This is a genomic window from Vibrio sp. 10N.247.311.47 (assembly GCF_041467535.1).
Lineage (GTDB): Bacteria > Pseudomonadota > Gammaproteobacteria > Enterobacterales > Vibrionaceae > Vibrio > Vibrio crassostreae_C.
This window is the reverse complement of sequence record NZ_JBFSUR010000013.1, coordinates 106,534-132,213: the sequence shown is the minus strand read 5'-3', so window position 1 is coordinate 132,213 and position 25,680 is coordinate 106,534. Positions and strand designations below refer to the sequence as shown.

The following is a 25,680-nucleotide window of genomic DNA, read 5'->3' as shown; positions in this document are numbered from 1 at the left end:
TCACTTACTACCGTTTTTGTTTTTAGTTCCCGCTAATCCGCGATGAACCTTTTTTATTGCCTGAAATTGGCATTTGATGGCGGTTTAATCTTGTTGTGTGCAGTTAATTAGGTATTTGGATCATGGTAGGCCAAATGCTCAGAGATGTGTTTCCTGATATAAGGAATGACTTCACTTTCAAACCAAGGGTTCTTCTTGAGCCAGATATTATTGCGTGGCGAAGGGTGGGGTAATGGCAAAAACTCAGGCGCCCACCTTTGCCAATCACGCACGGTTTCGGTCAATGTGCTGGTGGTCTTGTTTGTTAGGTAATGGTTTTGTGCGTACTGGCCAATCAGCAGTGTCATTTGAATATTGGGTAGAGATTGCAGCACTTTGTTATGCCAAAGCTCCGCGCACTCTTTGCGTGGTGGAAGATCACCACTTTTCCCTTTCCCCGGATAACAAAACCCCATAGGCACAATCGCGACTTTTTGCTCGTCGTAAAAAGTATCGCTATCTATCCCTAACCATCCTCTTAATCGTTCGCCACTCGCGTCATTCCAAGGGATCGACGACTCATGCACCTTGATACCCGGCGCTTGACCTATGATCAGCAAGCGCGCGTTTGGATGCGCTTGAATCACCGGGTTAGCACCGTGTGATAGGTGAGGCTCACAAGCTCGGCATTGTCGAATCTCTTTAAGTAACGAAGAGGACATCAGTAACCTTTATCAAAATCGATGACATGATTAAGTGTAAAGCCATCTCGCCACTGTTTGTAATTCTCTGCGAAGATCTCGACTACTTGTCTTGGCTCACTGAGTGCAGCGATGTGTGGAGTGATGGTGACTTGCGGTAGTTTCCAGAAAGGATGTTCCTGAGAGAGGGGTTCACTTTCAAACACATCTAAAAATGCGTGTTCTACCCATCTGTTTTTTATGGCGAGCAACAAGGCTTTATTGTCGATGCTTTCCCCTCGACCGACATTAAACAGCAACACATTAGAGCAGTAACCTAACGTGGTTTGGTTCAACAGCTGATAGGTTTCAGCGGTTGATGGCAAGGTGTTGACCACAATATCGGCCTGCTTAAGGGCAGCCTCTATCTCATTGATGTGGAAAGTCTCTTTAAAGGTTTCTTGTTTGGATGGGATGCCGGTACGGTTGACACCTATGGTATGAATACCAAAAGCCGCCGCGGTTTTTGCCAAATGACTGCCGATTGAACCTGTTCCTAAAATCACCATAGTTTTGTCAGTTAGGCTAGTATAAAGCTGTGGCTGCCAGTTTCGTTGTTGTTGATGCTGGTGGTAATGAGGGAAGTGTCTACAGTGACTGATTGTGTAACCCAATACGTATTCTGCGATAGCCGGACCAAAGATGCCTTTGACGTTGGTTAGCGTATAGTCCTGACGCAGATCTGGCTGAGTGAGTTTATTGATTCCGGCATAGGTACTCTGTACCCAGTCTAGCTCTTTAAACTCGCCGAGGCGCTCTGCGATTAGAGGTGGTGACGCCAAGACAATCTGTGCTGATTTGGGGTTTTGAGTGATTTCTAGGTCGGGTAAATCCTGGTTTAGAATCAGTTGCGTATAGGTATCGTCATGCTCAGTAAGAATATAGAGCTTATTCGTAAAATTGTTCATCGGCTTACCTTTTCCCCCCAGGGTTTATCAAGTACACTTTCGCTGTCTTTTTCTGCAATTATTGAGTGACTATGCTTCAGAATCCACTGCAGGTTCGTCTTGAAAAGTTAGAACCTTGGCAACAAATTACCTTTATGGCGTGTCTATGTGAGCGTATGTACCCTAACTATGCCATGTTTTGTGAGAATACAGAATTTGCGGAAGCTCGAATCTATCGTGATGTTTTGGATAGCATTTGGGAAATCCTGACGGTTAAAACAGCAAAGGTGAACTTTGAGCGTCAACTTGAGAAGGTTGAAGAGCTATTCCCTAGCGGTGATGATTTTGATTTTTATGGTGTTTACCCAGCAATGGACGCATGCCAAGGCCTAGCAACGCTAATTCATGGTCTGCTTGACCGTGAACATATGTTGGAAGCGGTAATTAAAGTGAGTCAACAATCGGTGAAGACGGTTGCTGAGCTTGAGTTTGCTCAAGGCGCTGAAGAAGTGACGAACGAAAACCAGAAAGAAAACGAAGCGGTGTGTGAAGAGTGGGACGTTCAGTGGGCCATTTTCCGACCTCTACGTGAAACGACTGAGCGTGACTTAGAGCTGATCAAAGACCTACGCCACGAACTGCGTGAAGACCCAGTCAGTAACATTGGTGTTGCGCTATAATTCGCAATTGCACCAAGGTACGAATAAAAACAAAGGCTCCCTAGGGAGCCTTTGTTGTATCTGACGGTATCAAATTTAGATTAAGCGTCTTTTTTGTCTTCGTTCTACACTTTGTCTTTTGATGCCTTATCTTTTGATGCGTCGTCGTCATTCGTTGATTTTGCATCTGAAGAGTCGTTGTCTGCTGGAGTTTCTTCCTCGTCCTCGTCATCGCGGTTTTCGATAACACCGTGTGTCTCTTTCCACTTCTCCCAGCGTTGGAACGCCAGTTCTTGCATGTCAGTCGTCTTATCCGCTTCGTCGACAATCTCTTCGCCCACTAGGTGCTCAAAGATGTCTTCTAGGGTGATGATGCCCTGAATAGTGCCGTATTCGTCCACAACTAAAGACAGTTGCAGGCGGTTTGCCATCATCTGGTCAAAGGCCTTAGCCAAGCCCATGTTGTTCAGCAACACGTGGATAGGGCGCATTACTTCACCCAAAGCTTTCTCACCACAACCGACTTGCTGCAATCTAAACAGCTCTAAGCGGTGAACAAAACCGATGATGTTGTCACTCTGCTCGCTGTAAACCAGCGGACGTGAGAATGGCGTGTCTTTATGTTGTTCTAGGAACGTATTCACACTCATTTCCGCATCAACACGGAATACCACTGGGCGCGGCGTCATTACCTGAGTCACGGGTACATCTTGAATACCCAGTAGGTTGCTCAGGATTTTTGACTCGCCTTCTGCAAATTCACCGCTCTCTTTTGCCAAAATCGCCATTGCAGATAACTCATCACGCATTTTTGGTGCTTGGTGGCCACGAGCAAGACGTTTGGTGATCTGTTCTGAGAACCATACAAACGGTGTTAGGAAGAACACCATCCAACGAAGCACGCTTGCCGAAGCAGGAGCAAGTTGACGCCAGTAGGTTGCACCAATGGTTTTTGGAACAATCTCAGATAATACCAAGATACCTAGCGTTAGCACGGCAGAGAAGACACCTAACCATTGGCTACCAAAAACGACAGCCGCTTGTGCACCTGCTGTCGCAGCACCGATAGTATGGGCGATGGTGTTGAGCGTTAAAATTGACGCAAGCGGGCGGTCAATATCTGTTTTCAGTTTGTCTAAAGACTCTGCTGCAGGGTGCCCATTTTGTTTTAGTTGAGCAATGTAGCTCGGACTAATACTCAAAAGTACAGCTTCCAAAACAGAACAAATGAAAGAAACTCCAATAGCAATGGAGACGTAAATAGATAGCAGCAGCATGTTTGCCCTTAAATTAAATTGTACGCTTTAGCAGCGATTCAGCGTGGATTATAGTGAAAAAGTAGTGGCTAGGTCATCATTAATTTTGCTCTCAGCCCCTTTTAAACAAGGGCTTGCTTAATAAAATCAGTAACAAATTGTGAGTTATTACTCATATTATGGCTAAAACTACGGCATTAGAGCTAAAGATCGACGACAAACCTTTGCCAGATGGGGCATTTATGTTTTAGAGTGAATTGAATTCAAAAATACAAAGAAGGGAAACCTAAAATGAACAAGACTCAATTAATCGACTTTATTGCTGAAAAAGCGGACCTTTCTAAAGCACAAGCTAAAGCTGCTCTAGAAGCGACTCTTGGCGGTGTTACAGATGCTCTTAAAGATGGCGATCAAGTTCAGCTAATTGGTTTTGGTACTTTTAAAGTAAACCACCGTGCAGCTCGCACTGGTCGTAACCCAAAAACTGGTGATGAGATCCAAATCGCTGCTGCAAATGTTCCAGCATTTGTTGCAGGTAAAGCGCTGAAAGATTCAGTGAAATAATCTAAACTGTACCGAGGTAGTCGTATTCCACCTCGGTACAGGTTTTTATGAAAAAAGCATTTCTTCTCGTTTCACTATTATCTACATTTCTTATTGGCTGTTCTTCAACAAGCCCTCGCAAAAACCTAGAGCAATTTGAAACTCACACTGGCGGCCAAGTCATGGGCGACGCGACGAGTTTCTACTGGGTTACAAACAAGCTAACACAACCTCATACTTCAGCTGACTACGTCACTGTCGGCGATTACGGCTGGTACCAAACTGATTATGCTTGGTCAGAAGGCGTGCTTCGTGAATTCATTCGTGAAGGCGAGCAGCGTAACTCTTCTAATGAGCTGGTTCCCTATCGAGTCCATGTGCGTTTCAATAAGTCAGGCGAAGCTGTGTATCAACAGTATCGTATTGATAGCAAAATCTTACCTATCCAAGCCAAGCAGCTTGAAAACTATCAGAAAGAAGCGACGTCGGTTCTAGAGACCACAACGAAGCAGCATGATGAAGGGCTTAGGCTGATTCAGGGTTACTGGAATGGCAGCTCTTTTAAAACGTGCGCTGGTGGTGAGTTTGATCGCATTGAATTTAACCAGACCTTGCCAGGCTTCGTGATTGACCGATTGGCGTCTGTGGAAAGCTATGCGGCGTTTCTTGGCAGTGATTCACTGGGTAAGATGAGCGTGGAAGAGTTACTGATGCTGGCTGAAGACAGCCATGATTGTGTCGTTAGGCCATCATTGTTGAAAGAATAGCGAGTAATCAAAGGATTGAGAGTATTTGGCCTACTGTAGGCCAAGTGCCTATTTGTCTGTACAAATACAGATTCTTGTGTAAATGAGATAATAAAAGGCGCCTATTGAGGCGCCTTTTTCTGTTATTCACTTGCTGTCATTTGCTTACTGTTATTGGAAAGTAAGCGAGCAACAAGATTGTTTACTGCTCTTGTTCGCGCGCAATCGCACGGTAACCAATATCATTGCGGTGGAACATACCATTCCAGCTAACTTGCTTCGTCAACGCGTAAGCGCGCTCTTGAGCCTCAGAAACCGTATTGCCCAGTGCTGTTGCACAAAGTACACGACCGCCGTTTGTCACAACGTCGCCAGCTTCATTATTTGTCGTACCCGCGTGGAAAACCTTTTGGCCTTCAACTTCGCTTGTTGGTAGTGAAATAACGTCACCTTTTGCGTAGTCAGCAGGGTAACCGCCAGCCGCAAGAACAACACCGATAGAAGCGCGTGGATCCCACTTCGATTCTGCTTCGTCGAGCTTCTCGTCGATAGCCATTAGGCAAAGTTCAACAAGGTCTGACTCCATACGCATCATGATAGGTTGCGTTTCAGGGTCGCCAAAGCGGCAGTTGTATTCGATAACTTTAGGTGTGCCGTCAGCATCGATCATTAGGCCAGCGTAAAGGAAACCTGTGTAAGGTGCGCCTTCTGCGTCCATACCACGTACCGTTGGGTAGATAACTTCCTCAAGGATACGGTTGTGGATTTCTGGAGTTACAACCGGCGCAGGAGAGTAAGCACCCATGCCGCCCGTGTTTGGCCCAGTGTCTTTGTCGCCAACACGTTTGTGATCTTGGCTGGTGGCCATAGGAAGCACGCTAGAGCCGTCAACCATTACGATGAAGCTTGCTTCTTCGCCTTCGAGGAACTCTTCGATAACAACGCGGCTGCCTGCTTCGCCAAAGGCGTTGCCCGCTAGCATGTCTTTGATTGCGTCTTCTGCTTCTTCAAGGGTCATCGCAACGATAACGCCTTTACCTGCCGCAAGACCGTCAGCTTTCACTACGATAGGAGCGCCTTGCTCGCGAACGTAAGCGATAGCTGGCTCAATCTCAGTGAAGTTTGAGTAGTAACCTGTTGGGATATCATGACGAGCTAGGAAGTCTTTAGTGAATGCTTTAGAGCCTTCAAGCTGTGCTGCAGCTTGAGTAGGGCCGAAGATTGGCAAACCTACTTCGCGGAATGCATCAACCACACCGATAACCAATGGTGCTTCAGGGCCCACGATAGTCAGTTCGATTTTTTTATCTAGAGCAAACGCGACTAAACCAGCGATGTCTTCAACGCCGATGTTTACGTTCTCTAGTTTTGGCTCAAGTGCAGTACCTGCGTTACCTGGAGCGATGAATACTGTTTCAACGTTTGGGTTTTGTGCTGCTTTCCAACCTAGTGCATGCTCACGACCGCCAGCACCAATAATCAATACATTCATGTTTTAAACCTTCAATCAAAATTGATAGTAGTAGAACTAAAAAATGTCTGAGCAACACTAAATGATAGTGTTGCTCATCTCGGAGCGCTCTCGTATCTTTTCTTTCTAGTGGCGGAAGTGACGCATGCCCGTAAAGATCATCGCCATGCCGTGTTCGTCTGCTGCTGCGATAACTTCGTCATCACGCATAGAGCCGCCCGGTTGGATAACACACTTGATGCCAGCCTCTGCAGCCGCGTCGATACCGTCACGGAATGGGAAGAATGCATCTGATGCCATCACACAGCCTTCAACCTGTAGACCTTCGTCTGCAGCTTTGATGCCTGCGATTTTCGCAGAGTAAACGCGGCTCATTTGGCCAGCGCCAACACCAATTGTCATGTCGCCTTTCGAGTAAACGATAGCGTTAGATTTAACGTATTTCGCTACTTTCCAGCAGAATAGAGCATCTTTCAATTCTTCAGCTGTAGGTTGGCGCTTAGAAACCACTTTAAGGTCATCTTCAGACACCATGCCTTGGTCGCGGTCTTGAACTAGCAAACCACCGTTAACGCGTTTAACGTCAAAGCCAGTTGTCTTCGTTGTCCACTCACCACACTCAAGTAGGCGAAGGTTTTTCTTAGCCGCTACGATTGCTACTGCTTCAGCAGAAACTGATGGTGCAATGATAACTTCAACGAATTGACGCTCAGTGATAGCCGTTGCTGTTGCAGCGTCTAGCTCACGGTTGAAAGCGATGATGCCGCCAAATGCAGAAGTTGGGTCTGTTTTGAATGCACGGTCGTAAGCTTCTAGGATGTCTTCACCTAGTGCAACACCACATGGGTTAGCGTGCTTAACGATCACACATGCTGGCTGGTCGAACTCTTTCACACACTCAAGTGCTGCGTCGGTGTCAGCGATGTTGTTGTAAGAAAGGGCTTTACCTTGAATCTGGCGAGCTGTAGAAACTGATGCTTCTTCAGGGTTTGCTTCAACGTAGAATGCGGCTGCCTGGTGGCTGTTCTCACCGTAGCGCATGTCTTGCTTTTTCTCGAACTGTTGGTTGAACGTGCGAGGGAATTTAGACTCTTCGTCAGCCTTCTTTCCTTCTTCATCAAGTAGAGAGGCACCGTAAGATGGAACCATAGTGCCGAAGTAGTTTGCGATCATGCCGTCGTAAGAAGCGGTGTGCTCGAATGCTGCGATAGCGAGGTCGAAGCGAGTCTCTAGTGTTAGAGATTTATCGTTCGTGTCCATTTCAGCGACAACGCGCTCGTAGTCGTGTGCGTTAACAACGATCGTTACGTCTTTGTGGTTTTTCGCTGCAGAGCGAACCATTGTAGGGCCGCCGATGTCGATGTTCTCAACAGCATCAGCAAGGGTACAACCTTCTTTAGCAACGGTTTCTGCGAATGGGTATAGGTTTACAACAACCATATCGATAGGGTTGATACCGTGAGTTTCCATCACGTCATCATCTTGGCCACGACGGCCTAGAACACCACCATGAACTTTTGGGTGCAGAGTCTTAACACGGCCATCCATCATTTCTGGGAAACCAGTGTAGTCAGATACTTCTGTAACAGAGATGCCTTTTTCAGCAAGCAGGCGAGCAGTGCCACCGGTAGATAGGATATCTACACCACGGTTAGCAAGAGCTTGTGCAAATTCAACGATACCAGTTTTGTCTGATACGCTGATTAGAGCGCGGCGAATTGGACGAGCGTTATTCATGCTTCCATCTTCCTCAAATTCATGGGGTTAAAATAAAGATATTTGCCAAAAAAGAACTTGTTTCTATCTTCTTAGCGTGGATTATCTTAGATACCAGTAAGAGATAAAATATTGGCCAGTTTTGGTAAAGACCTTTTGGGTTAGTCTTATGATTAAGCTATAAGATAACCAACTCCAAATTTGATGGCGCAGATTCTAACTAATTTATTACAAAAAAGCTCGCGCAATCGTTTGGCATCTCAAAATTAATTATGAAAAGTGCCATTTCAGCCTGAAAAGTAACGATAAGGTTAATTGTGGAATGGACGAAACAGTAGGAAAAAACATGTTTCAGATCGGTGAATTAGCGAAGCGATGCGGTGTGACAGCCGATACCTTGCGATTTTATGAGAAGAATAACCTGATCGCGCCAGCCAGTCGCAGTGACTCGGGTTATCGCCTATATGATGAAAATAACCAGAAACAGGTGACGTTTATTCTCAAATCTAAAGCGTTGGGGCTGAGTTTGGACGAGATTAAAGAATTGCTTGAGATTCGCCTCGAGGCCACACAGCACAGTTGCGCTGAAGTGAAGTCGATTACCTCAGCAAAGCTAGAGATGATTGATGAGAAGATTACCGAGTTAACTAAGATTCGCACCGCACTTAAAAAGATTAATGATGCGTGTTGTGGTCACGTAGACGATGATGCAAGCCATTGTTCGATTCTAGCAGCCTTGGACTCAGCAAACGTCGACAAAGGTCGCTGCTGTCGCACTGGAGAGTAATCAGCGACTATCACGGATCGACAAGCCAAAAAAAAGCCAAACTCAACAATGAGCTTGGCTTTCAATTCAATAAATTACGAAAGAACGATTAGTTCATGCCGTATTTTTTAAGTTTCTTGCGAAGAGTACCGCGGTTAATACCCATCATGGTTGCTGCGCGAGTTTGGTTACCGCGAGTGTACTGCATGATAGTGTCTAGTAGTGGCTGTTCAACTTCAGCTAATACTAATTCGTATAACTCGCTGACTTCTTGACCGTTTAATTGAGCAAGGTAATTTTTCAATGATGCTTTAACTGAGTCACGTAGTGGCTTCTGCGTGATTTGGTCTTGTGATGTAACTGTAGTTACTGTCAATGCTTCTGAAGTCAGATTTTGTTCGAACATATTCGGTCTAGCTCTTCTCGTAATTATGGTGCAACGTTATCAAAAAAACCTTCTAGCGCTTCAAGCTGCAGATCACCTGCTTCGAATGCGTTGAAGGTACGGCGAAACTCACTCGCTTGTTCATGTTCTTTTAGATACCAACCCACATGCTTACGAGCGATGCGAGGGCCTAAAAACTCTCCATAAAATTCATGTAGAGCGTGCACATGACCAAGCATGATGTCTTTCACTTCCGAAATCGGGAGTGGGTCCATCGTGGTGCCGTTTTCCAAATAGTGTAGGATTTCGTTAAAAATCCAAGGACGTCCTTGGGCAGGTCGACCTATCATTAAAGCATCAGCGCCGGTGTACTCCAGCACAAACTTCGCTTTTTCCGGACTATCGATATCACCGTTAGCGATAACCGGAATAGATACTGCTTGTTTCGCTGCTTTAATGTGTTTGTATTCTGCCTCACCTTTGTACATACAAGCGCGAGTTCTTCCATGGAGCGCAAGAGCTTGTATGCCGCAGTCTTCGGCTATTTTCGCGATTTGGACACAGTTTCTATTGTCTGTATCCCAGCCTGTGCGCGTTTTCAACGTTACTGGAACGTCGACAGCATTTACCACCGCTTTCAGAATGTCTTCAATGAGTTCTGGATGCTGCAGTAAGGCTGAGCCCGCAAGCTTCTTATTCACTTTTTTTGCTGGACAACCCATGTTGATATCGATGATTTGCGCACCGTTATCGACATTAAATTGAGCAGCCTCGGCCATAAGCTGTGGATCTGCACCAGCGATTTGTACTGAACGAATGCCCGATTCGCCTTCATGTACCATACGCTGCTGAGACTTTGACGTTTTCCAAACTTTCGGATTGGAGGACATCATTTCACTGACTGCCATCCCCGCACCGTAGCGAAGACACAACTCACGGAATGGTCTATCCGTTACGCCAGCCATAGGAGCGACGATTAGATTGTTCTTAAGTTGATAATTTCCGATTTTCAAAAATGTCATCACAGTTCTGTACCAGCAAGGGCGCGCATTTTACGCATTTTTTCGCTGCGTGAAAAGACTAATATTTGAGCATTTACAATTTGTTTTTGTAATTTGTTTAAATTTCAGTCAATTAGCGCCCAAAGTCTTGTCTAGCCTTGCTTGCGACCTGAGATTCGACACCATTCTTGTTGTTCGATGATCGGATCAATGTGAAGCTCATCACGATAATAAGTGGCAACATCTTCTGCTTGTGTATCTAAAACACCCGACATCGCAAGTACACCATTTGGCTTAACTAGGCCCTTGATGATGCCAGAAAGGTCGCGTAATGGACCCGCAAGAATGTTGGCAACAACAACGTCTGCTAGCAAACCTTCCGGTTGATCTTGTGGCAAGAACACCTCTAGTTGCTCAGCAACGCCATTGCGTTGTGCGTTGTCTTTTGATGCAAGCAGAGCTTGAGGATCAATGTCGATCCCGATAACTTTTGCTGCGCCTAGTTTGATCGCAGCGATCGCTAGGATGCCTGAGCCACAACCGAAGTCGATCACGGTTTTGCCTGCAAGGTCTAAGCCTTCAAGCCACTCAAGACACAATGCCGTTGTCGGGTGAGTACCTGTACCAAATGCAAGGCCAGGGTCTAGCATTACGTTAACAGCGTCAGGTTCAGGGATATCGCGCCAGCTAGGGCAGATCCATAAACGCTCACCAAACTTCATTGGGTGGAAGTTGTCCATCCATTCACGCTCCCAATCCTTGTCTTCAATTTGCTCTACTTTATGAGCAAAGTCTGCAGGGAACATGTTGCTTGCTTTAATCTGCGCTAGAACGACACCAGTATCAGTCTCAGCGTCGTAAAGCGCGAGAATGTCAGTATCACCCCAAAGGCGAGTTTCGCCTGGCAGAGGCTCAAATACAGGGGTATCTTGTGCATCCAGGAAAGTTACAGAAAGAGCACCAGTCTCTTCCATTAACATGTCGCCGATTTGTTCGGCATTTTCATTGGTAGCATTAAGCTTGATTTGAATCCAAGGCATGGCTGCATCTTCTATATGAGAAAAATTGGATGGCGAGTCTAGCAGAAAATATGAGCAAATTCACCAAAACCCCACGGAATATAATGGGGATTAAAGATTGATTTTTTCGGCGGTTCAAAAACAAAAATGCTCACCGAAGTGAGCATTTTGACTGTTCTTAAACGAACGGATTATGACAAACCAAGTTTCTTCTCAAGGTAGTGGATGTTTGCACCACCGTGTTGGAAGTTTTCGTCGTTCATAATAGACAGTTGAAGCTCAGTATTAACGTTAATACCTTCAACAATCATTTCACCCAATGCGTTCTTCATACGAGCGATAGCAACATCACGGTTCTCACCGTAAGTGATCAGCTTACCAATCATTGAATCGTAGTGTGGTGGCACTGTGTAACCCGTGTAGATGTGAGATTCCCAACGTACGCCCATGCCGCCTGGTGCGTGGAAACGTTCAATCTTACCTGGTGAAGGTAGGAAACGAACTGGATCTTCAGCATTGATACGACATTCGATTGAGTGGCCACGCAGCTTAATGTCATCCTGAGTGAATGATAGAGGCTGACCAGCTGCAATACGTAGCTGTTCTTTCACTAGGTCGATACCCGTTACCATTTCAGTAATCGTGTGTTCAACCTGGATACGAGTGTTCATTTCGATGAAGTAGAATTCACCGTTCTCGTATAGGAATTCAAATGTACCTGCACCGCGGTAACCGATCTCAATACATGCACGAGTACAACGTTCGCCAATGTACTTACGCATCTCTTCAGTGATACCTGGAGCTGGCGCTTCTTCCACAACTTTCTGGTGACGACGCTGCATTGAACAGTCACGCTCACCTAGGTGGATAGCATTACCTTGGCCATCTGCAAGCACTTGTACTTCAATGTGACGTGGGTTTTCTAGGAATTTCTCCATGTAAACCATGTCGTTGTTGAAACATGCTTTTGCTTCAGCACGAGTCATCGCGATAGCTTCTGTTAATTCTGCTTCAGAACGAACAACACGCATACCACGACCGCCGCCGCCGCCAGATGCCTTGATGATAACTGGGAAGCCAATGCGTTTAGCGTGCGCTTTGTTTTTTGCTTCGTCGTCGTCAAGAGGGCCGTCAGAACCTGGTACACAAGGTACGCCAGCTTTCTTCATTGACGTGATAGCTGACACTTTGTCACCCATCATGCGAATGGTTTCAGCTTTAGGGCCAACGAAGATAAAGCCACTGCGCTCTACCTGTTCTGCAAAGTCTGCATTTTCAGATAGGAAGCCGTAGCCAGGGTGAACAGCTACTGCACCTGTAACTTCAGCTGCGCTGATGATACGAGGGATGTTTAGGTAGCTATCGATACCACGAGCTGGACCGATACAAATGGTTTCGTCTGCAAGCAGTACGTGCTTAAGGTCACGGTCAGCAGTTGAGTGAACCGCTACCGTTTTAATGCCAAGCTCTTTACATGCACGCAGAATACGTAGTGCAATCTCACCACGGTTCGCGATTACTAATTTATCTAACATAATGAGTGCTCTCTATTATTCGATAATTACTAGAGCTTGGTCGAATTCTACTGGTTGACCGTCTTCAACTAGGATAGCTGTTACAACACCAGATTTATCAGCTTCGATTTGGTTCATCATTTTCATTGCTTCAACGATACATAGCGTTTCGCCAGCAGTTACAGATTGACCAACTTTAACGAATGGTTTTGCGTCTGGGCTTGGAGCGCCGTAGAAAGTACCAACCATTGGAGAAAGAACTTGGTGACCAGCTGGAACTGCAGGAGCTGCTGCTTCTGCTGCTACAGGTGCCGCCGCAGGAGCTGCTGCCGCTACAGGTGCTGGAGCAGCTGCATATTGAACAGGTGCTACAGGTGCAGTGCTGTTACGACTGATTCGTACTGACTCTTCACCTTCAGAGATTTCTAGCTCAGAAATACCAGACTCTTCAACCAATTCGATTAGCTTTTTGATTTTGCGAATATCCATTGTTTCTTTCTCTTTATCTGTTAATTGAACTTACTCTATGACTGAGTAGGTTAGTAATAGTTCGTTGTTTATGTTTACTTTGAGTTGAGCTTGCTGAGCGCAGCGGTCAAAGCAAATTGATAACCTTGGGCACCTAAGCCACAAATCACACCTTCTGCTTTATCAGATAGGTAAGAGTGGTGACGGAATGGTTCACGCGCGTGAACATTCGATAGATGAACCTCAATAAATGGTATGGCAACGCCAAGTAGTGCATCACGCAGTGCCACACTGGTATGTGTAAAGGCTGCTGGGTTGATAATAATAAAATCAACATTTTGATAAGCACTATGGATAGCTTCAATCAGTTCGTACTCACGATTTGACTGTAAGTGAGATAGCTCAACATCGTGTGCTTTCGCTTGCTCGGTCAGTGAGCTAATAATCTGGTCAAGTGTTTGAGAACCGTAGTGTGCAGGCTCTCTAAGGCCTAACAGGTTAAGGTTTGGGCCATTTAAAACTAGAATGCGAAACTTTGTAGACATCGTGGGGCTATCTTCCTTTATCGTGTTTACGAACGTGAATGTTGCCATTTTATTGAAAATTTACGGTTAATTTCCAGTGAGAAAAACCCAAATTTAAAAATTAGAACCAGATTATAGCTAATTCAGCGCAAATCGCAGCAATTTACTGGTCTAATCTCATATTGATACAGCTTGGAATTGTTACCAACTTAACAAAAAAGCGTCTTAGCCTTAATTTGGGGCGGGATATTTGAGATCAAGATCAGCCATAAAAAAACCGCCACATAGGTGACGGTTTAGAAAGTGCTGTTTTAAACAGTGATTAGCTGCTGTGACTGGTTGCTTATGCCAGTTCTGCTTTCTCGGCAATCAGCTTATCAACCACACTTGGGTCGGCCAGTGTCGAGGTATCACCTAGGTTACCTGTATCGCCAGTCGCGATTTTACGCAGGATACGACGCATGATTTTACCCGAACGAGTTTTTGGTAGAGAGTCGGTCCAGTGCAGTACATCTGGCGTTGCAATTGGGCCAATCTCTTTACGTACCCAGTCTTTTACTTCTTTATGAAGCTCTGCGGTTGGGAACTCACCATCATTCAGCGTGATGTAAGCGTAAATCGCTTGGCCTTTAATATCATGAGGGATGCCCACAATCGCGGCTTCTGCAATCTTATCGAACGCGACTAGAGCCGATTCAATCTCAGCAGTACCCATACGGTGACCTGATACGTTAAGTACATCATCGACACGCCCCGTAATCCAGTAGTAACCGTCTTCATCACGACGAGCGCCGTCACTGGTGAAGTACATGCCTTTAAAGGTCGAGAAGTAAGTCTGTTCGAAGCGGTCATGATCGCCATGAACGGTACGCATTTGGCCTGGCCAAGAGTCAAGAATCACTAGGTTGCCGTCTGTTGCACCCTCAATGATGTTACCCATGTTATCAACCAGTGCCGGTTGCACACCGAAGAATGGACGAGTTGCAGAGCCCGGTTTCAGGTCTGTTGCGCCTGGTAGCGGTGCAATCAAGATACCGCCCGTTTCTGTTTGCCACCATGTATCAACAATTGGAGATTGCTCATTACCGATTGTTTTGTAGTACCACTCCCACGCCTCTGGGTTGATGGGTTCACCCACTGAGCCCATGATTCTTAGGCTGTCACGAGAAGTACCTTCAACGGCTTCATTGCCTTTCGCCATCAATGCACGAATAGCCGTTGGCGCCGTATAAAGAATATTAACTTGGTGCTTATCGACCACTTCGCTCATGCGGCTGGTGTTCGGGTAATTTGGCACGCCTTCAAACAGAATCGTTTTTGCGCCATTAGCAAGCGGTCCGTAAACAAGATATGTGTGACCGGTAATCCAACCCACATCGGCTGTACACCAGAAAGTCTCGCCTTCTTGGTAATCGAATACGTATTTGAAGGTCATCGCAGCATAAACAAGGTAGCCACCTGTGGTGTGCATAACGCCTTTAGGTTTACCTGTTGAGCCTGACGTATAAAGGATGAATAGTGGATCTTCTGCGTTCATCTCTTCTGGTGGGCAATCTGCAGATACATTAGCAATAGCATCGTGCCACCACACATCGCGATGTTCGTGCCATGCCACATCACCGCCAGTGCGTTTGAATACAACAACCTTCTCGATGTTTTTCACTTCAGGGTTCGTCAGTGCTTCATCGACATTCTTTTTCAGTGGAACAGCACGGCCGCCACGCACGCCTTCATCGGCAGTGATAACGACTTTAGAATTTGAATCGATAATACGACCAGACAGTGCTTCTGGTGAGAAACCACCAAATACGACTGTGTGAACCGCACCGATACGGGTACACGCCAGCATGGCTACTGCCGCTTCTGGCACCATTGGCATGTATAAACAAACCACATCACCTTTGCGCACGCCTTGCTCTTTTAGAGCATTCGAAAACAGGCACACTTCTTTATGCAGTTCATTAAAAGTTAGAGTTTTATCATCTGCCGGGTCATCGCCTTCCCAGATGATAGCGACTTCATCACCGCGCTCAGCAAGGTGGCGGTCGATACAGTTAGCCGAAACGTTAAGCGTGCCATCTTCAAACCAGCGAATATCAATGTGGCCAGGGTCGAAAGAGGTGTTTTTTACTTGTGTGAAAGGTTTGATCCAATCAACGATTTTTCCGTGTTCACCCCAAAAGCCTTCAGGGTCAGAAACAGATTGCTGGTACATGGCTAGGTAAGTGTCATTATCCGCGTGTGTGGTTGATTTAATATTTTCTTTTACCGGATAAACGTGGGCTTCACTCATTGCATCTCTCCTTGTGCCTACATTCCTAATGAACTGGCAACTTCCTTTGTGTTCAGTTTCTAGGTCTATTACAGAACCGTCTTTGTGTTATCACTCTCGGCTAGGACGGCGATTTCCACAATTAGACTTTAGGATGAGACGCTGCTTTTCACTTACAAAATAGCGAGTTAAGTTCAATTTTGAGATGTTGCTCTCTATGTGAAGCGCCAGTGGTTGAATTAAGAATAAGAAGAGTTGAAACGGGGAAGGTCACCATGTTTCAGGCGCACAAAGATCAGCGCAGCGGAGATAGCGTCTTGTAATGCATCATGTTTATTGACCGGGATAGGTAAATCGAGTTGGCGACAGATGGCGTCCATACTGAGATCAAAATAGGCATTGGGCAGCTGTCTTTCGAGTTTGTCTTGATAGAGTTGGCTCACTTCGACTAATCGGTTAGGCAGTGGAAATCCAAGCTGTTTTAAACAGGCGCGGTCGAGAATTTTTTTATCATAGCGGATGTGATAGCCGACTAAAGGACGATTTCCAATGAAGTTCAGTAGCTCGATTAAAGCCTGTTTTTCTTCGATGCCGTGCTTTAGATCTTGATGACGGATACGGTGGATTTTTATTGAATTGCAATCGAGCGATTGGGGGGCGCGCAACCGGACTTCAAAAGGTTGGCTGGTAATGATTCGGTTACCGATGATCTTGGTCGCGGCAATGGTAACTAATTCTGCCTGATTGGGATCTAGGCTGGTGGTTTCACAATCGAGCGATACATATTCATGATCAATAGGCGCGGTAAACAGAGGCTGATAGAGGGAGCCTTTGAGCTTGTGATGCCAGTAATAGCGAACCAACCTATTCATCGTTCAATGCCTAATCCCGTATCTGATAGTGGTAGCCGAGCCATTGCTTGAATTTCTTCACCACGTGCAGGCTATGACGAAGCAGATCCCTGTCTGCTCGTTCCATCAGTTTGACGTTAATCTTGTTGCTGCTGTGCTGCTGAGAAAGCCTTTGGGCTAAGCGCCACTTAAAGAATTGCTTGAGTGCTTCACTGAGATTATCGGCAGTACTTTGCTCTAATACTTTCTTGCTGACCAGCTGCTCAATGCGTTCGAAGGTGTTGTTGACCGTGACACCATGTTCTAGGCAAAGCGCTCTCACACCATGCACGATAGGGAAAATACCGCCTTGTTTGATATCGAGTCCGGACTTAGATTGCTTCACATTACCAAACAGGGTCAGGGGAACTGAGAAGTTCAGCGCCGGGCGGCAGAACTCCGTCAGAATCAATTCTTGTCCGAGCATTAAATCACTGAGGTGCTGCTTTACAGGTTTTAATAACTCTCTATTCCCCGCTACTGCGTGTGCATCTGCCATGATCGCGATATCCATCACGGTGTCTGGCGTGGCTTTTTTTACCCAATGGGTGAGGGTTTGTTTCCACTCTTGTTCTGAATGCACCCATTTCGGATTGTTGACCATTACGTTGCCCGGGCACAGTGGGTAACCCAATTGTTGAAGGGTATGGGTGAGGTCGTTCATGGCACTTTGGCATTGATGCCATTCCAAACCATCTTGAATAATCAGAGCGTTGTCTTGATCGGTTTTGAGAATTTGCTCTCCACGCCCCTCAGAACCCAACACGATTAGGCAGCAATGATTATGCAGTGCAGGTGGGATCACCAACTCAAAAGCCTTCTCTATGATCTGTTCGTTGACCGCAGAAATCAGCTCCATGATAAAGCGTGTGCGAATCCCATTACTGAGCAAGCTCTCGACCAGTTGACGTTGTTTGTTGGATGCCATTGCCAATTCTTCAACGCTGGTGGCGCGCGCAATACGCAAAGTAAGAACGTGGGAGTGTGTGGAGAATGCACTGAGAATCTGTGTCATATCCACCATGCCGACCGCATTTTTACCATCACAAACCATCAACCTTTTTACTCGATTTCTGGTCATGGTAATCATGGCGTTAAATAAGAAATCGCCTTGGTTCACGTGCATCACCGGAAACGTTGCGATCTCACCGACAGGCGCATCCAGTGTGAAATTATCGAGCATCACAGCATGCAATAAATTGGTTCGAGTGACGATTCCATACGACAAGGAACATGATGTTCCAAAAGCTTTTGGATCATTATGTTCCAAATGGACTAGGGCCGAGTCTAACCCTTGTTCTTTAAGGGTTTGAGTGACTTGGTTGATCGGTTGGTTTGGTTCAAGTATCAGTGGTGGGTGATAGATAGAGTCATCCACTTTGGTTAATATAAACTCGGCAAGATTCTGTTGCTGCTGGGCGGCTTCTATCAAAGCTTTTCGTGTTGATAGGTTGCTATCAAAGTAGGCAGCGAATTGGCCATTGGCGTGGTAAAGCTCAAGAAAAATATCGGTGGGCAGCAGATAACTTAATGTATCTTCGAGTGCGATATATTGGTGTTTGGTGTGGGGTTCAAACTGGCTGCGGACATCAAAAATATCGTCATTGGCATAGTGTGCGTAAATCTCACCATCACTGCTCGCGCGCTCTTCAACAGCTCCTTTGATCAAAATATGCAGGTGTCGGCTCGGCCTTTCAGCTTCCAGTATCACTTCTTGAGAGCGGTAATACACCACGTCTAATGAAGAGCGAAGCTTCAACTGTTCGGCGTCGGACAGGCTATCGAAGGGCGGGTGCTGCATATTAAATTTGTCAGGCATAAGCATCACAAGAAGAAATGGGAGTCTTTAATCAGTCTGACAAAATACCAGCGAAGCTCCAGACGACTTTAGTCTAAATGCGAGTATGAGTATTGATGAGCGTGAAATCTCTTGTTGAAATGCGATATCCAGACCCATTGAATATGGGAATACTATCCCAGTAATAATTCCCTTTTTCATCGTATGCGAGATAGGCATAATTGGTGCTGCCTTTTTCCGCACACTTTATAGGTCATTTATGTTTAGCCCTTCACCCTATGGCTGGATCTCTCAGTATTTTCTTGGTTTCTTTTTTGCGTATGGCGTGTATTTGCCATTTTGGGCGTTGTGGTTTGAAGACCAAGGCGTGTCTGCTGGTGATATTGGCGTATTGATTGGTATCGGCTTTGCGACTCGTTGTGTGGCCAACTTAGTGATTACGCCGCGTATCCATAAAGTGGAACACTTGATGCCAGCGCTACGCTGTTTGAGTTTCGCTGCGCTGCTGTTTGTTGGTTTCCACTTCTTCACCGGTGGCAGCTTTATACTGATGTTGTTGGCAACGGTACTGTTTAACCTCTGTTGTGGGCCGATCATTCCTCTTTCTGATGCGATGGCTAACCATTACAGTCGTTTGAAAATGCTCGACTACGGCCGAACTCGTCTTTGGGGATCAATTGCCTTTATCGCAGGTTCAACGGTTGTTGGCTATTTGGTGGCACAATTCGGCACTGACATGATTTTGTATACTGCGCTTGCCGGTGTGTTGCTGTCATTGATTCTTGCGATGAGAAACCCCAATGTGATGCCAGTAACACAATCTGAGCAACAAGCGGCGCGACCAAAACTAGGTGAACTGCTGCGTGAGTCGTCAGTGGTAAAGTTTTTAGCCTTGATGGCGCTGCTGCAAGGTAGTCATGCGGCTTACTACAGTTTTAGTGCGATTTATTGGAAAGAAGCGGGTCACTCAGAAGCTATCATCGGTTATTTGTGGAGTTTAGGTGTTGTTGCTGAAGTGGCCGTATTTGCTCTGAGTAAGCGATTATTCTCAGGCTGGTCACTGCGTACTTTGTTTGTCGTCGCGGCTATTGGGGTGATGGCGCGTTGGGGTATAACCGCATCAACCACGGCGATTTTTGCACTGGTGATGGTGCAGTTGCTGCACGGTGTGACATTTGCCATGGCACACATCGCCGCGATTCAATACATCCAATCTGAAGAACAAAACAAGATGGTTGCGCTACAAGCCCTGTATAACGCGATTCCATTAGGTGCCTTTATTGCACTGATGACCACCTTAAGTGGTTGGGGTTATGAGCTTTGGGGCGCAAATATCTTCTGGGGCATGGCTGCAATGGGTGCACTTGCTCTGTTCATTAAGTTGGATGAAAGAAGTTCAGTGGTTGAGATTAATCAATCAGATTCGGAACAGTCAGAATCTCACAGCAAATGCTGATAATTAGAGTCTAAAGCACAGAATTTAAGCGATGCGATTGAGTTAATCACCCATCCTTAGTTAAATGAAACCTCTCCCTTATGGAGAGGTTTTTTTATGGATGAAAAAAGGGTTTTCAATGCAAGGATGGATAGTAATTCCAGTCTCTTTAGCCTACTTGGGCGTGTTATTTCTGATCGCTTGGTATGGAGACAGGCAGGTTCGTTGGCTATCGCGTTGGCGCCCGTGGATCTATAGCCTTTCGATTGCCGTGTATTGTACCTCTTGGACCTTCTATGGAACGGTCGGGCAGGCGAGTAACAACCCTTGGTCTTTTTTACCCATTTACCTCGCCCCGATTCTAGTCTTTACACTAGGCTGGCGGATCTTGGCGCGGCTGATCCTGATTGCGAAGCGGGAACATATCACCTCCATTGCCGACTTTATCGCGGCTCGTTATGGAAAATCTCAGGGCTTAGCGGTGGCGGTGACGGTTATCGCCGTGGTTGGTATCCTTCCTTATATTGCTCTGCAACTGCGTGGTATTACCATGGGGTTGGATATTGTTGCACCCAACCTAGCGGCTGACTTCGGTTATCAGGACTATCATGTGTCTTGGTTTGTGGTCGGTGCTTTGGCTATTTTCACCATGCTGTTTGGTACAAGACACATTGATAACACAGAGCATCACCGTGGCATGATGATGGCGGTGGCGTTTGAATCCATCGTTAAGCTCGCGGCATTCCTGATCGTTGGCCTATTCATCATGTATCTGGCGATGAGCAGCGACAAGATCGACTTGCTTGATGTGGCGGCTTCCACCTACGAATCACCCAATATTCCGACCTTAATTATTCATACCGTTTTAACCATGTTGGCGATTGTCTGTCTGCCACGCCAGTTCCATACCATGGTGGTAGAGAACGAACGTCCTCAAGACCTGCATACCGCTCGTTGGTTGTTTCCGCTTTACCTGATTTTGATGGGACTGTTCGTGCTGCCAATTGCTTGGGCAGGACAAGGACTACTTACTGGTATGCCAGCGGATACCTATGTGATCAGTGTGCCAATGTCAGAAGGCGCTAATCACATTGCCTTGCTGGCTTTCCTTGGTGGTACGTCTGCGGCAAGTGGCATGGTGATAGTGTCGACCATCGCCTTGGCGATCATGGTGTCGAATGATTTAGTGATGCCATTGTTACTGCGCCGTATGCGCCTAACTCAAAGAACCCATCGACACTTTTCTGGCCTGCTATTGGTGATTCGCCGCGGGCTAATTTTACTGCTGTTACTGGGTGCTTGGCTGTTTTATCAGGCGCTCGATACCATCCATTCACTGTCAGCGATTGGCTTTCTTTCTTTTGCTGCGATTGCTCAATTCGCGCCAGCACTTATTGGTGGTTTGTACTGGCGCCCGGGTAACCGCAAGGGCGTGTATGTCGGCTTAATGGTGGGCTCGTTGATTTGGCTGATTACCTTGATGAGCCAAACCAGCATGTTGGCTGGCGACAGTGAAAGTAACCTTTTACTGTGGATTATCACGCCGCCAGAACTGCTCAGTAGCTGGAATATCAGCAGTTCAAACTGGGGCATTGTGCTGAGTATTGTACTTAATACCTTGTGCTATGCCGTGGTTTCGATGACGACTCGCCCAAGCCTAAGTGAGCGCTTACAATCAGCAGCATTTGTTGGCACGCCGCTGCCTGAAAACGAGAATATCAGCCTTTACCAGAACCGAGTGACGGTCGCTGAATTAGAGATGCTGGCGTCGCGTTTTGTGGGCCGTAAGCGTGCGAAAAGTGCTTTACACAGCTATTGGCAACAACACGGGCAGCCGCTGCTTCCTAATCAACAAGCGCCTGCGAGTCTGATTCGACACGCAGAGCGCGTGCTCGCCGGTGTATTCGGTGCTTCATCTGCTAAGTTAGTACTTACTTCTGCTTTGCAGGGAAGAAACATGCAGCTTGAAGAAGTCGCGACCATCGTTGATGAAGCCTCGGAGCTGTACGACTTCAGTCGCGGTTTACTGCAAGGCGCGATTGAACATATTGGCCAAGGCATCGCAGTAATCGACAAACAAATGAGGCTGGTTGCATGGAATCAGCGTTACCTAGAATTGTTTGAATTCCCTGCGGGTTTGATTCAGGTTGGGCGACCCATTTCAGACGTGATTCGTCATAATGCCGAGCAAGGGTTGTGTGGCCCAGGTGACCCGGAAGATCACGTTCGCCGCCGTGTTTATCACCTTGAGCAAGGCACTCGACACACCTCTTCTCGTATTCGTCCTGATGGCCGAGTGATTGAGGTGCAAGGTAACCCAATGCCAAGTGGTGGTTTTGTGATGAGCTTTACCGACATCACGGTATTCCGACAAGCAGAGCAAGCGCTAAAAGATGCCAATGAAAGCTTGGAATCGAGAGTGCATGAGCGAACTCAAGAGCTCGAAAAACTGAATCATCGCTTGGTAAAAGCCACGCAGATTTCGGATCAAGAATCACAATCTAAGAGTCGTTTTCTAGCCGCGGTAAGCCACGATTTGATGCAGCCGCTCAATGCCGCACGTCTATTTGCTTCGTCACTGTCTGAGGTGGCAAAAGAGCAAGAGGTGAAGCAATTGTCATCTCACATCGAGAGTGCACTTGGCGCCGCAGAAGATTTGATTGGTGACTTGCTAGATATCTCTCGATTGGAGTCCGGAAAGTTAGAAACCAACATTCACGCGATTGCCGTGCATGACGTATTAACCAATTTGAACGCGGAATTTAGCGCTCTAGCGAGACAACAGAAAATTGAGTTTAAGATGATTCCGTCGTCATTGTTCATTCATTCAGACCCTAAGCTGTTGAGGCGTGTGATTCAGAACTTTTTGACCAATGCGTTCCGCTACAACCCGGAAGGGAAAGTGGTACTGGGTGCGAGAAGAGTCAATGGACAGGTTCGAATTGATGTGTGGGATAATGGAACCGGTATCGATGAAGACAAGCAACAAGAAATCTTTGAAGAGTTTACTCGTGGCAGCCAAGTACGAGCCGATCAAGGATTGGGGTTAGGGTTAGCAATCTCGAAAGGTATTGCTCATGTGCTTGGCCATCAAATTTCGATGCGCTCATGGCCGGGGCAAGGCAGTGTCTTTTCCATCACTTTAGCTAGAGCGGAAAAAGTGGCTCCAGTTGTGCAAGCTTCGACGCCAATGGCGACCAGCGACATCGAACATCTCAAGATATTGTGTGTCGATAATGAACGAGAAATCTTAGTCGGTATGGAAAACCTGATCGGACGTTGGGGCTGTGAGGTTAAGACGGCGGTTGATTTGGTCGAAAGCTTGCAGTGCCTAGATGAGGGTTGGCTACCTGATGTGATTTTCTCTGATTACCGTTTAGATAATGGCAGAACGGGTCTCGAAGTCCTGCAGCAGTGTCGCTTGCGCCTCGGAGACTCTTTTGAAGGGGTCATCATTAGTGCCGATAGAACCGATGACATGTTGGCAGCGATAAAGGCCAACAGCTTTCGCTTTATTGCCAAGCCAGTGAAGCCACTTAAGTTAAGAGCGGTCTTGAATCGAGTGAGCTAGTTTGGGTTAACAGGCTCGGATTAGTACGTTCGTGAGCGGATAGTGAAAAGGCCTCAGATGAGGCCTTTTTTGTCTCTGTTTTTTTTGCGAACGCCGATTCGCTTGTTAATTCAATAACTAACCAGCAATGCCACCTTGTGTCAGTGTGGTTGGATCAAGCAGTTTACTGAGCTCTTCTCGGCTAAGATCGGTTTCTCTTTCTGCGACATCCAGAATTGGTAAGCCTTCTTTGTAAGCTTTCTTGGCAATATCAGCCGCCTTCAAGTAGCCAATCACAGGGTTAAGTGCGGTCACTAGGATTGGGTTCTTTGACAGTGCCAAATCGAGATTGTCTTGGCGTACCGTGAAGGTCGCGATGGCTTTGTCCGCTAAAGCGACTGAGCTGTTTGCCAATAACTCAATACTTTCCAACACGTTATGAGCAATCACTGGCAGCATCACATTAAGTTGGAAGTTACCTGATTGTCCGGCTACGGTAATGGTGGTGTCGTTGCCAATGACTTGCGCCGCCGCCATAGCTGCAGCTTCTGGAATCACAGGATTTACCTTGCCAGGCATGATCGATGAGCCTGGTTGTAGAGCCTGTAATTCAATTTCCCCTAAGCCAGCCAACGGCCCAGAGTTCATCCAGCGAAGATCGTTTGAGATCTTCATGATCGCAACTGCTGCCGTTTTGAGCTGACCTGACAGCGCAACGATCGCGTCTTGACTGCTGAGGCTAAAAAAGAAGTTTTCACTCGAGCTAAAACTGATCTTTGTCGATTGAGACAGGTTACTCGCAAACTTATCGGCAAAGCGTGGGTCAGCATTGATCCCTGTTCCAACCGCAGTACCACCTTGTGCTAAAGCCTTGATAGCGGGCAGGGTGTTCTCTATTGCTTGCTTAGCGTGTTCTATCTGAAATTTCCAACCACCTAGCTCTTGAGCAAAGGTCATTGGCATCGCATCCATTAGATGAGTGCGGCCGGTCTTCACGACCTCCGCAAGTTCCTGTTGTTTGATGGTGAGTGCTTCAGAAAGGTGAGTTAATGCAGGTAATAGCTTATTTTCAGCCATCAAAGCAACGCTCACTTGAATTGCGGTTGGCACCACATCGTTACTGCTTTGGCCCATGTTGACGTGATCATTGGGGTTCACGTCGCCTTGCAAGCTTCTTGAGGCAAGCGTAGCAATCACTTCATTGGCATTCATGTTGGAACTGGTACCTGAACCGGTTTGGTAGACATCGATAGGGAATTGATCGAGGTGTTTACCCTCAATGATCTCTTGGCTGGCTTCGGCTATCGCGTTGGCAATATCACCTTCCAGTAGACCTAACTGAGCATTGGTATCTGCCGCTGCCTGTTTAATTAACGCCAGTGCTTGAATAAAACTGGTCGGCATCTTGTGAGAGCTAAACGCGAAGTTATCCGCTGCACGCTGAGTTTGTGCTTGGTATAGCGCATCGGCAGGGACTTTCACTTCGCCCATGCTGTCTTTTTCAATCCGAAATTGTAGGGTCATGTTCTATCCTTGTTAGCCAAGTGGGGCTTGGACTTGTTTTAGTGTTTGGCTGAGATTCAAAAAACGCGCTTGGCCTTGAGGTTGCTGGCAGTAGTGGCGCTTCAAATAAAATAGTGGTGAGTGAATAGAGTCTAGGCAGATATGACGAAAGGCGAAACTGCGCTGAGGAGACTCAATCGCTTCAATCAAATGAAAGAAAACTTGGCGTAGATACAGCTCGCACAACAAGATGTTTTCTTGAGCGGCATGCTTTTCATAGTAAGCCGAAAGCGTCAGTGCACACTCGATATACTCTCGAATTACAAACGGCTCATGGCCTTGAACTTGTTCTAATGAAGCAAAGCGATCCTGTGCTTTGTAAAATCTCGAATAGAGAACCTGCTGCTCTTTCATCATCATCTGCATCTCTTTATTGGATGTTAATGATAATTATTATCAGATAAAATTTTAAAAACAACCCTTTGTTTATCTTTTTATAAAGTGAGCAGAAAAAGAAAAAGCCGATACACGAAGTATCGGCTTTCTGGAGTCAGTACC

General features: G+C 46.4%; 22 protein-coding genes. 6 read left to right on the top strand and 16 right to left on the bottom strand.

The features are described 5' to 3' along the window. Positions 1–107: 107 nt before the first annotated feature. Both AB6E51_RS11145 and AB6E51_RS11140 read right to left on the bottom strand, forming a co-directional pair. Positions 108–701 carry a uracil-DNA glycosylase family protein gene (locus AB6E51_RS11145; RefSeq protein ID WP_017065640.1) on the bottom strand — a complete coding sequence of 198 codons (594 nt, stop codon included), beginning with the start codon at positions 699–701 and terminating at the stop codon, positions 108–110. After that, on the bottom strand, positions 701–1,627 hold the full coding sequence (locus AB6E51_RS11140) for a D-2-hydroxyacid dehydrogenase (RefSeq protein ID WP_017063654.1): 927 nt from the start codon (positions 1,625–1,627) through the stop codon (positions 701–703). The genes AB6E51_RS11145 and AB6E51_RS11140 overlap by 1 nt, the downstream gene beginning before the upstream one ends. A 71-nt stretch (positions 1,628–1,698) precedes the next feature. Here AB6E51_RS11140 and AB6E51_RS11135 point away from each other — a divergent pair, with 71 nt between their 5' ends. Beyond that, the gene (locus AB6E51_RS11135) at positions 1,699–2,286 is read left to right on the top strand and encodes a YjaG family protein (RefSeq protein WP_017062699.1); all 588 of its coding nucleotides are present in this window, start codon (positions 1,699–1,701) and stop codon (positions 2,284–2,286) included. Between the two features lie 104 nt (positions 2,287–2,390). Here the strand turns inward: AB6E51_RS11135 and AB6E51_RS11130 are convergent, their stop codons facing one another. Further along, positions 2,391–3,542, bottom strand: coding sequence for a CNNM domain-containing protein (locus tag AB6E51_RS11130; protein ID WP_372057588.1), 1,152 nt, complete (start codon positions 3,540–3,542; stop codon positions 2,391–2,393). A gap of 270 nt (positions 3,543–3,812) precedes the next feature. Here AB6E51_RS11130 and hupA point away from each other — a divergent pair, with 270 nt between their 5' ends. Next, complete coding sequence (gene hupA / locus AB6E51_RS11125; protein ID WP_004729753.1) at positions 3,813–4,085, top strand: nucleoid-associated protein HU-alpha; 273 nt, start codon at positions 3,813–3,815, stop codon at positions 4,083–4,085. Between the two features lie 47 nt (positions 4,086–4,132). Beyond that, a complete protein-coding gene (locus AB6E51_RS11120) occupies positions 4,133–4,831 on the top strand; it encodes a DUF1481 domain-containing protein (RefSeq protein ID WP_017063655.1) in 699 nt (232 codons plus the stop codon). Positions 4,832–5,012: 181 nt separating this feature from the next. Here AB6E51_RS11120 and purD read toward each other — a convergent pair whose 3' ends face one another. Beyond that, complete coding sequence (gene purD / locus AB6E51_RS11115) at positions 5,013–6,302, bottom strand: phosphoribosylamine--glycine ligase (protein ID WP_372057589.1); 1,290 nt, start codon at positions 6,300–6,302, stop codon at positions 5,013–5,015. Positions 6,303–6,407: 105 nt separating this feature from the next. Continuing rightward, entirely contained in the window at positions 6,408–8,018 is a 1,611-nt protein-coding gene (purH, locus tag AB6E51_RS11110) for a bifunctional phosphoribosylaminoimidazolecarboxamide formyltransferase/IMP cyclohydrolase (protein ID WP_229647409.1), read from the bottom strand. 325 nt (positions 8,019–8,343) lie between these two features. On the opposite strand from purH, the gene zntR reads away from it, so the two are divergent. Continuing rightward, positions 8,344–8,784: a Zn(2+)-responsive transcriptional regulator gene (gene zntR / locus AB6E51_RS11105; protein ID WP_017062704.1), complete on the top strand. Its 441-nt coding sequence runs from the start codon at positions 8,344–8,346 to the stop codon at positions 8,782–8,784. Positions 8,785–8,872: 88 nt separating this feature from the next. On the opposite strand, the gene fis is transcribed toward zntR, so the two are convergent. The 9 genes from fis to AB6E51_RS11060 all read right to left on the bottom strand — a co-directional run bounded on the left by fis (position 8,873) and on the right by AB6E51_RS11060 (position 18,661). Continuing rightward, the gene (gene fis / locus AB6E51_RS11100) at positions 8,873–9,169 is read right to left on the bottom strand and encodes a DNA-binding transcriptional regulator Fis (RefSeq protein ID WP_004729744.1); all 297 of its coding nucleotides are present in this window, start codon (positions 9,167–9,169) and stop codon (positions 8,873–8,875) included. 23 nt (positions 9,170–9,192) lie between these two features. After that, positions 9,193–10,161, bottom strand: a complete 969-nt coding sequence (gene dusB, locus AB6E51_RS11095) for a tRNA dihydrouridine synthase DusB (protein WP_032546269.1) — start codon at positions 10,159–10,161, stop codon at positions 9,193–9,195. 140 nt (positions 10,162–10,301) lie between these two features. Beyond that, a complete protein-coding gene (gene prmA, locus AB6E51_RS11090) occupies positions 10,302–11,189 on the bottom strand; it encodes a 50S ribosomal protein L11 methyltransferase (RefSeq protein ID WP_017055901.1) in 888 nt (295 codons plus the stop codon). A gap of 170 nt (positions 11,190–11,359) precedes the next feature. After that, the gene (accC, locus tag AB6E51_RS11085; RefSeq protein ID WP_017062706.1) at positions 11,360–12,703 is read right to left on the bottom strand and encodes an acetyl-CoA carboxylase biotin carboxylase subunit; all 1,344 of its coding nucleotides are present in this window, start codon (positions 12,701–12,703) and stop codon (positions 11,360–11,362) included. A 15-nt stretch (positions 12,704–12,718) separates the two neighbouring features. Then, complete coding sequence (accB, locus tag AB6E51_RS11080; protein ID WP_017062707.1) at positions 12,719–13,171, bottom strand: acetyl-CoA carboxylase biotin carboxyl carrier protein; 453 nt, start codon at positions 13,169–13,171, stop codon at positions 12,719–12,721. A gap of 74 nt (positions 13,172–13,245) precedes the next feature. Then, positions 13,246–13,695 carry a type II 3-dehydroquinate dehydratase gene (aroQ, locus tag AB6E51_RS11075; RefSeq protein WP_010435475.1) on the bottom strand — a complete coding sequence of 150 codons (450 nt, stop codon included), beginning with the start codon at positions 13,693–13,695 and terminating at the stop codon, positions 13,246–13,248. Positions 13,696–14,017: 322 nt separating this feature from the next. Beyond that, positions 14,018–15,967, bottom strand: a complete 1,950-nt coding sequence (gene acs, locus AB6E51_RS11070; protein ID WP_009844693.1) for an acetate--CoA ligase — start codon at positions 15,965–15,967, stop codon at positions 14,018–14,020. 218 nt (positions 15,968–16,185) lie between these two features. Beyond that, positions 16,186–16,818 (bottom strand): 3'-5' exonuclease, encoded by a 633-nt coding sequence (locus AB6E51_RS11065; RefSeq protein WP_017062708.1) that lies wholly within the window; start codon positions 16,816–16,818, stop codon positions 16,186–16,188. 10 nt (positions 16,819–16,828) lie between these two features. Continuing rightward, a complete protein-coding gene (locus AB6E51_RS11060) occupies positions 16,829–18,661 on the bottom strand; it encodes a DUF294 nucleotidyltransferase-like domain-containing protein (RefSeq protein WP_102394135.1) in 1,833 nt (610 codons plus the stop codon). Between the two features lie 232 nt (positions 18,662–18,893). Between AB6E51_RS11060 and AB6E51_RS11055 the strand changes: the two genes are divergently transcribed. Next, positions 18,894–20,090, top strand: a complete 1,197-nt coding sequence (locus AB6E51_RS11055) for a 3-phenylpropionate MFS transporter (RefSeq protein WP_017062710.1) — start codon at positions 18,894–18,896, stop codon at positions 20,088–20,090. Between the two features lie 118 nt (positions 20,091–20,208). Beyond that, positions 20,209–23,640, top strand: coding sequence for a PAS domain-containing hybrid sensor histidine kinase/response regulator (locus AB6E51_RS11050; protein WP_136974344.1), 3,432 nt, complete (start codon positions 20,209–20,211; stop codon positions 23,638–23,640). Positions 23,641–23,757: 117 nt separating this feature from the next. On the opposite strand, the gene AB6E51_RS11045 is transcribed toward AB6E51_RS11050, so the two are convergent. Both AB6E51_RS11045 and AB6E51_RS11040 read right to left on the bottom strand, forming a co-directional pair. Next, positions 23,758–25,143, bottom strand: coding sequence for a lyase family protein (locus AB6E51_RS11045; protein ID WP_017062713.1), 1,386 nt, complete (start codon positions 25,141–25,143; stop codon positions 23,758–23,760). A 12-nt stretch (positions 25,144–25,155) separates the two neighbouring features. Then, positions 25,156–25,542, bottom strand: coding sequence for a hypothetical protein (locus AB6E51_RS11040; protein WP_017068852.1), 387 nt, complete (start codon positions 25,540–25,542; stop codon positions 25,156–25,158). Positions 25,543–25,680: the final 138 nt, after the last annotated feature.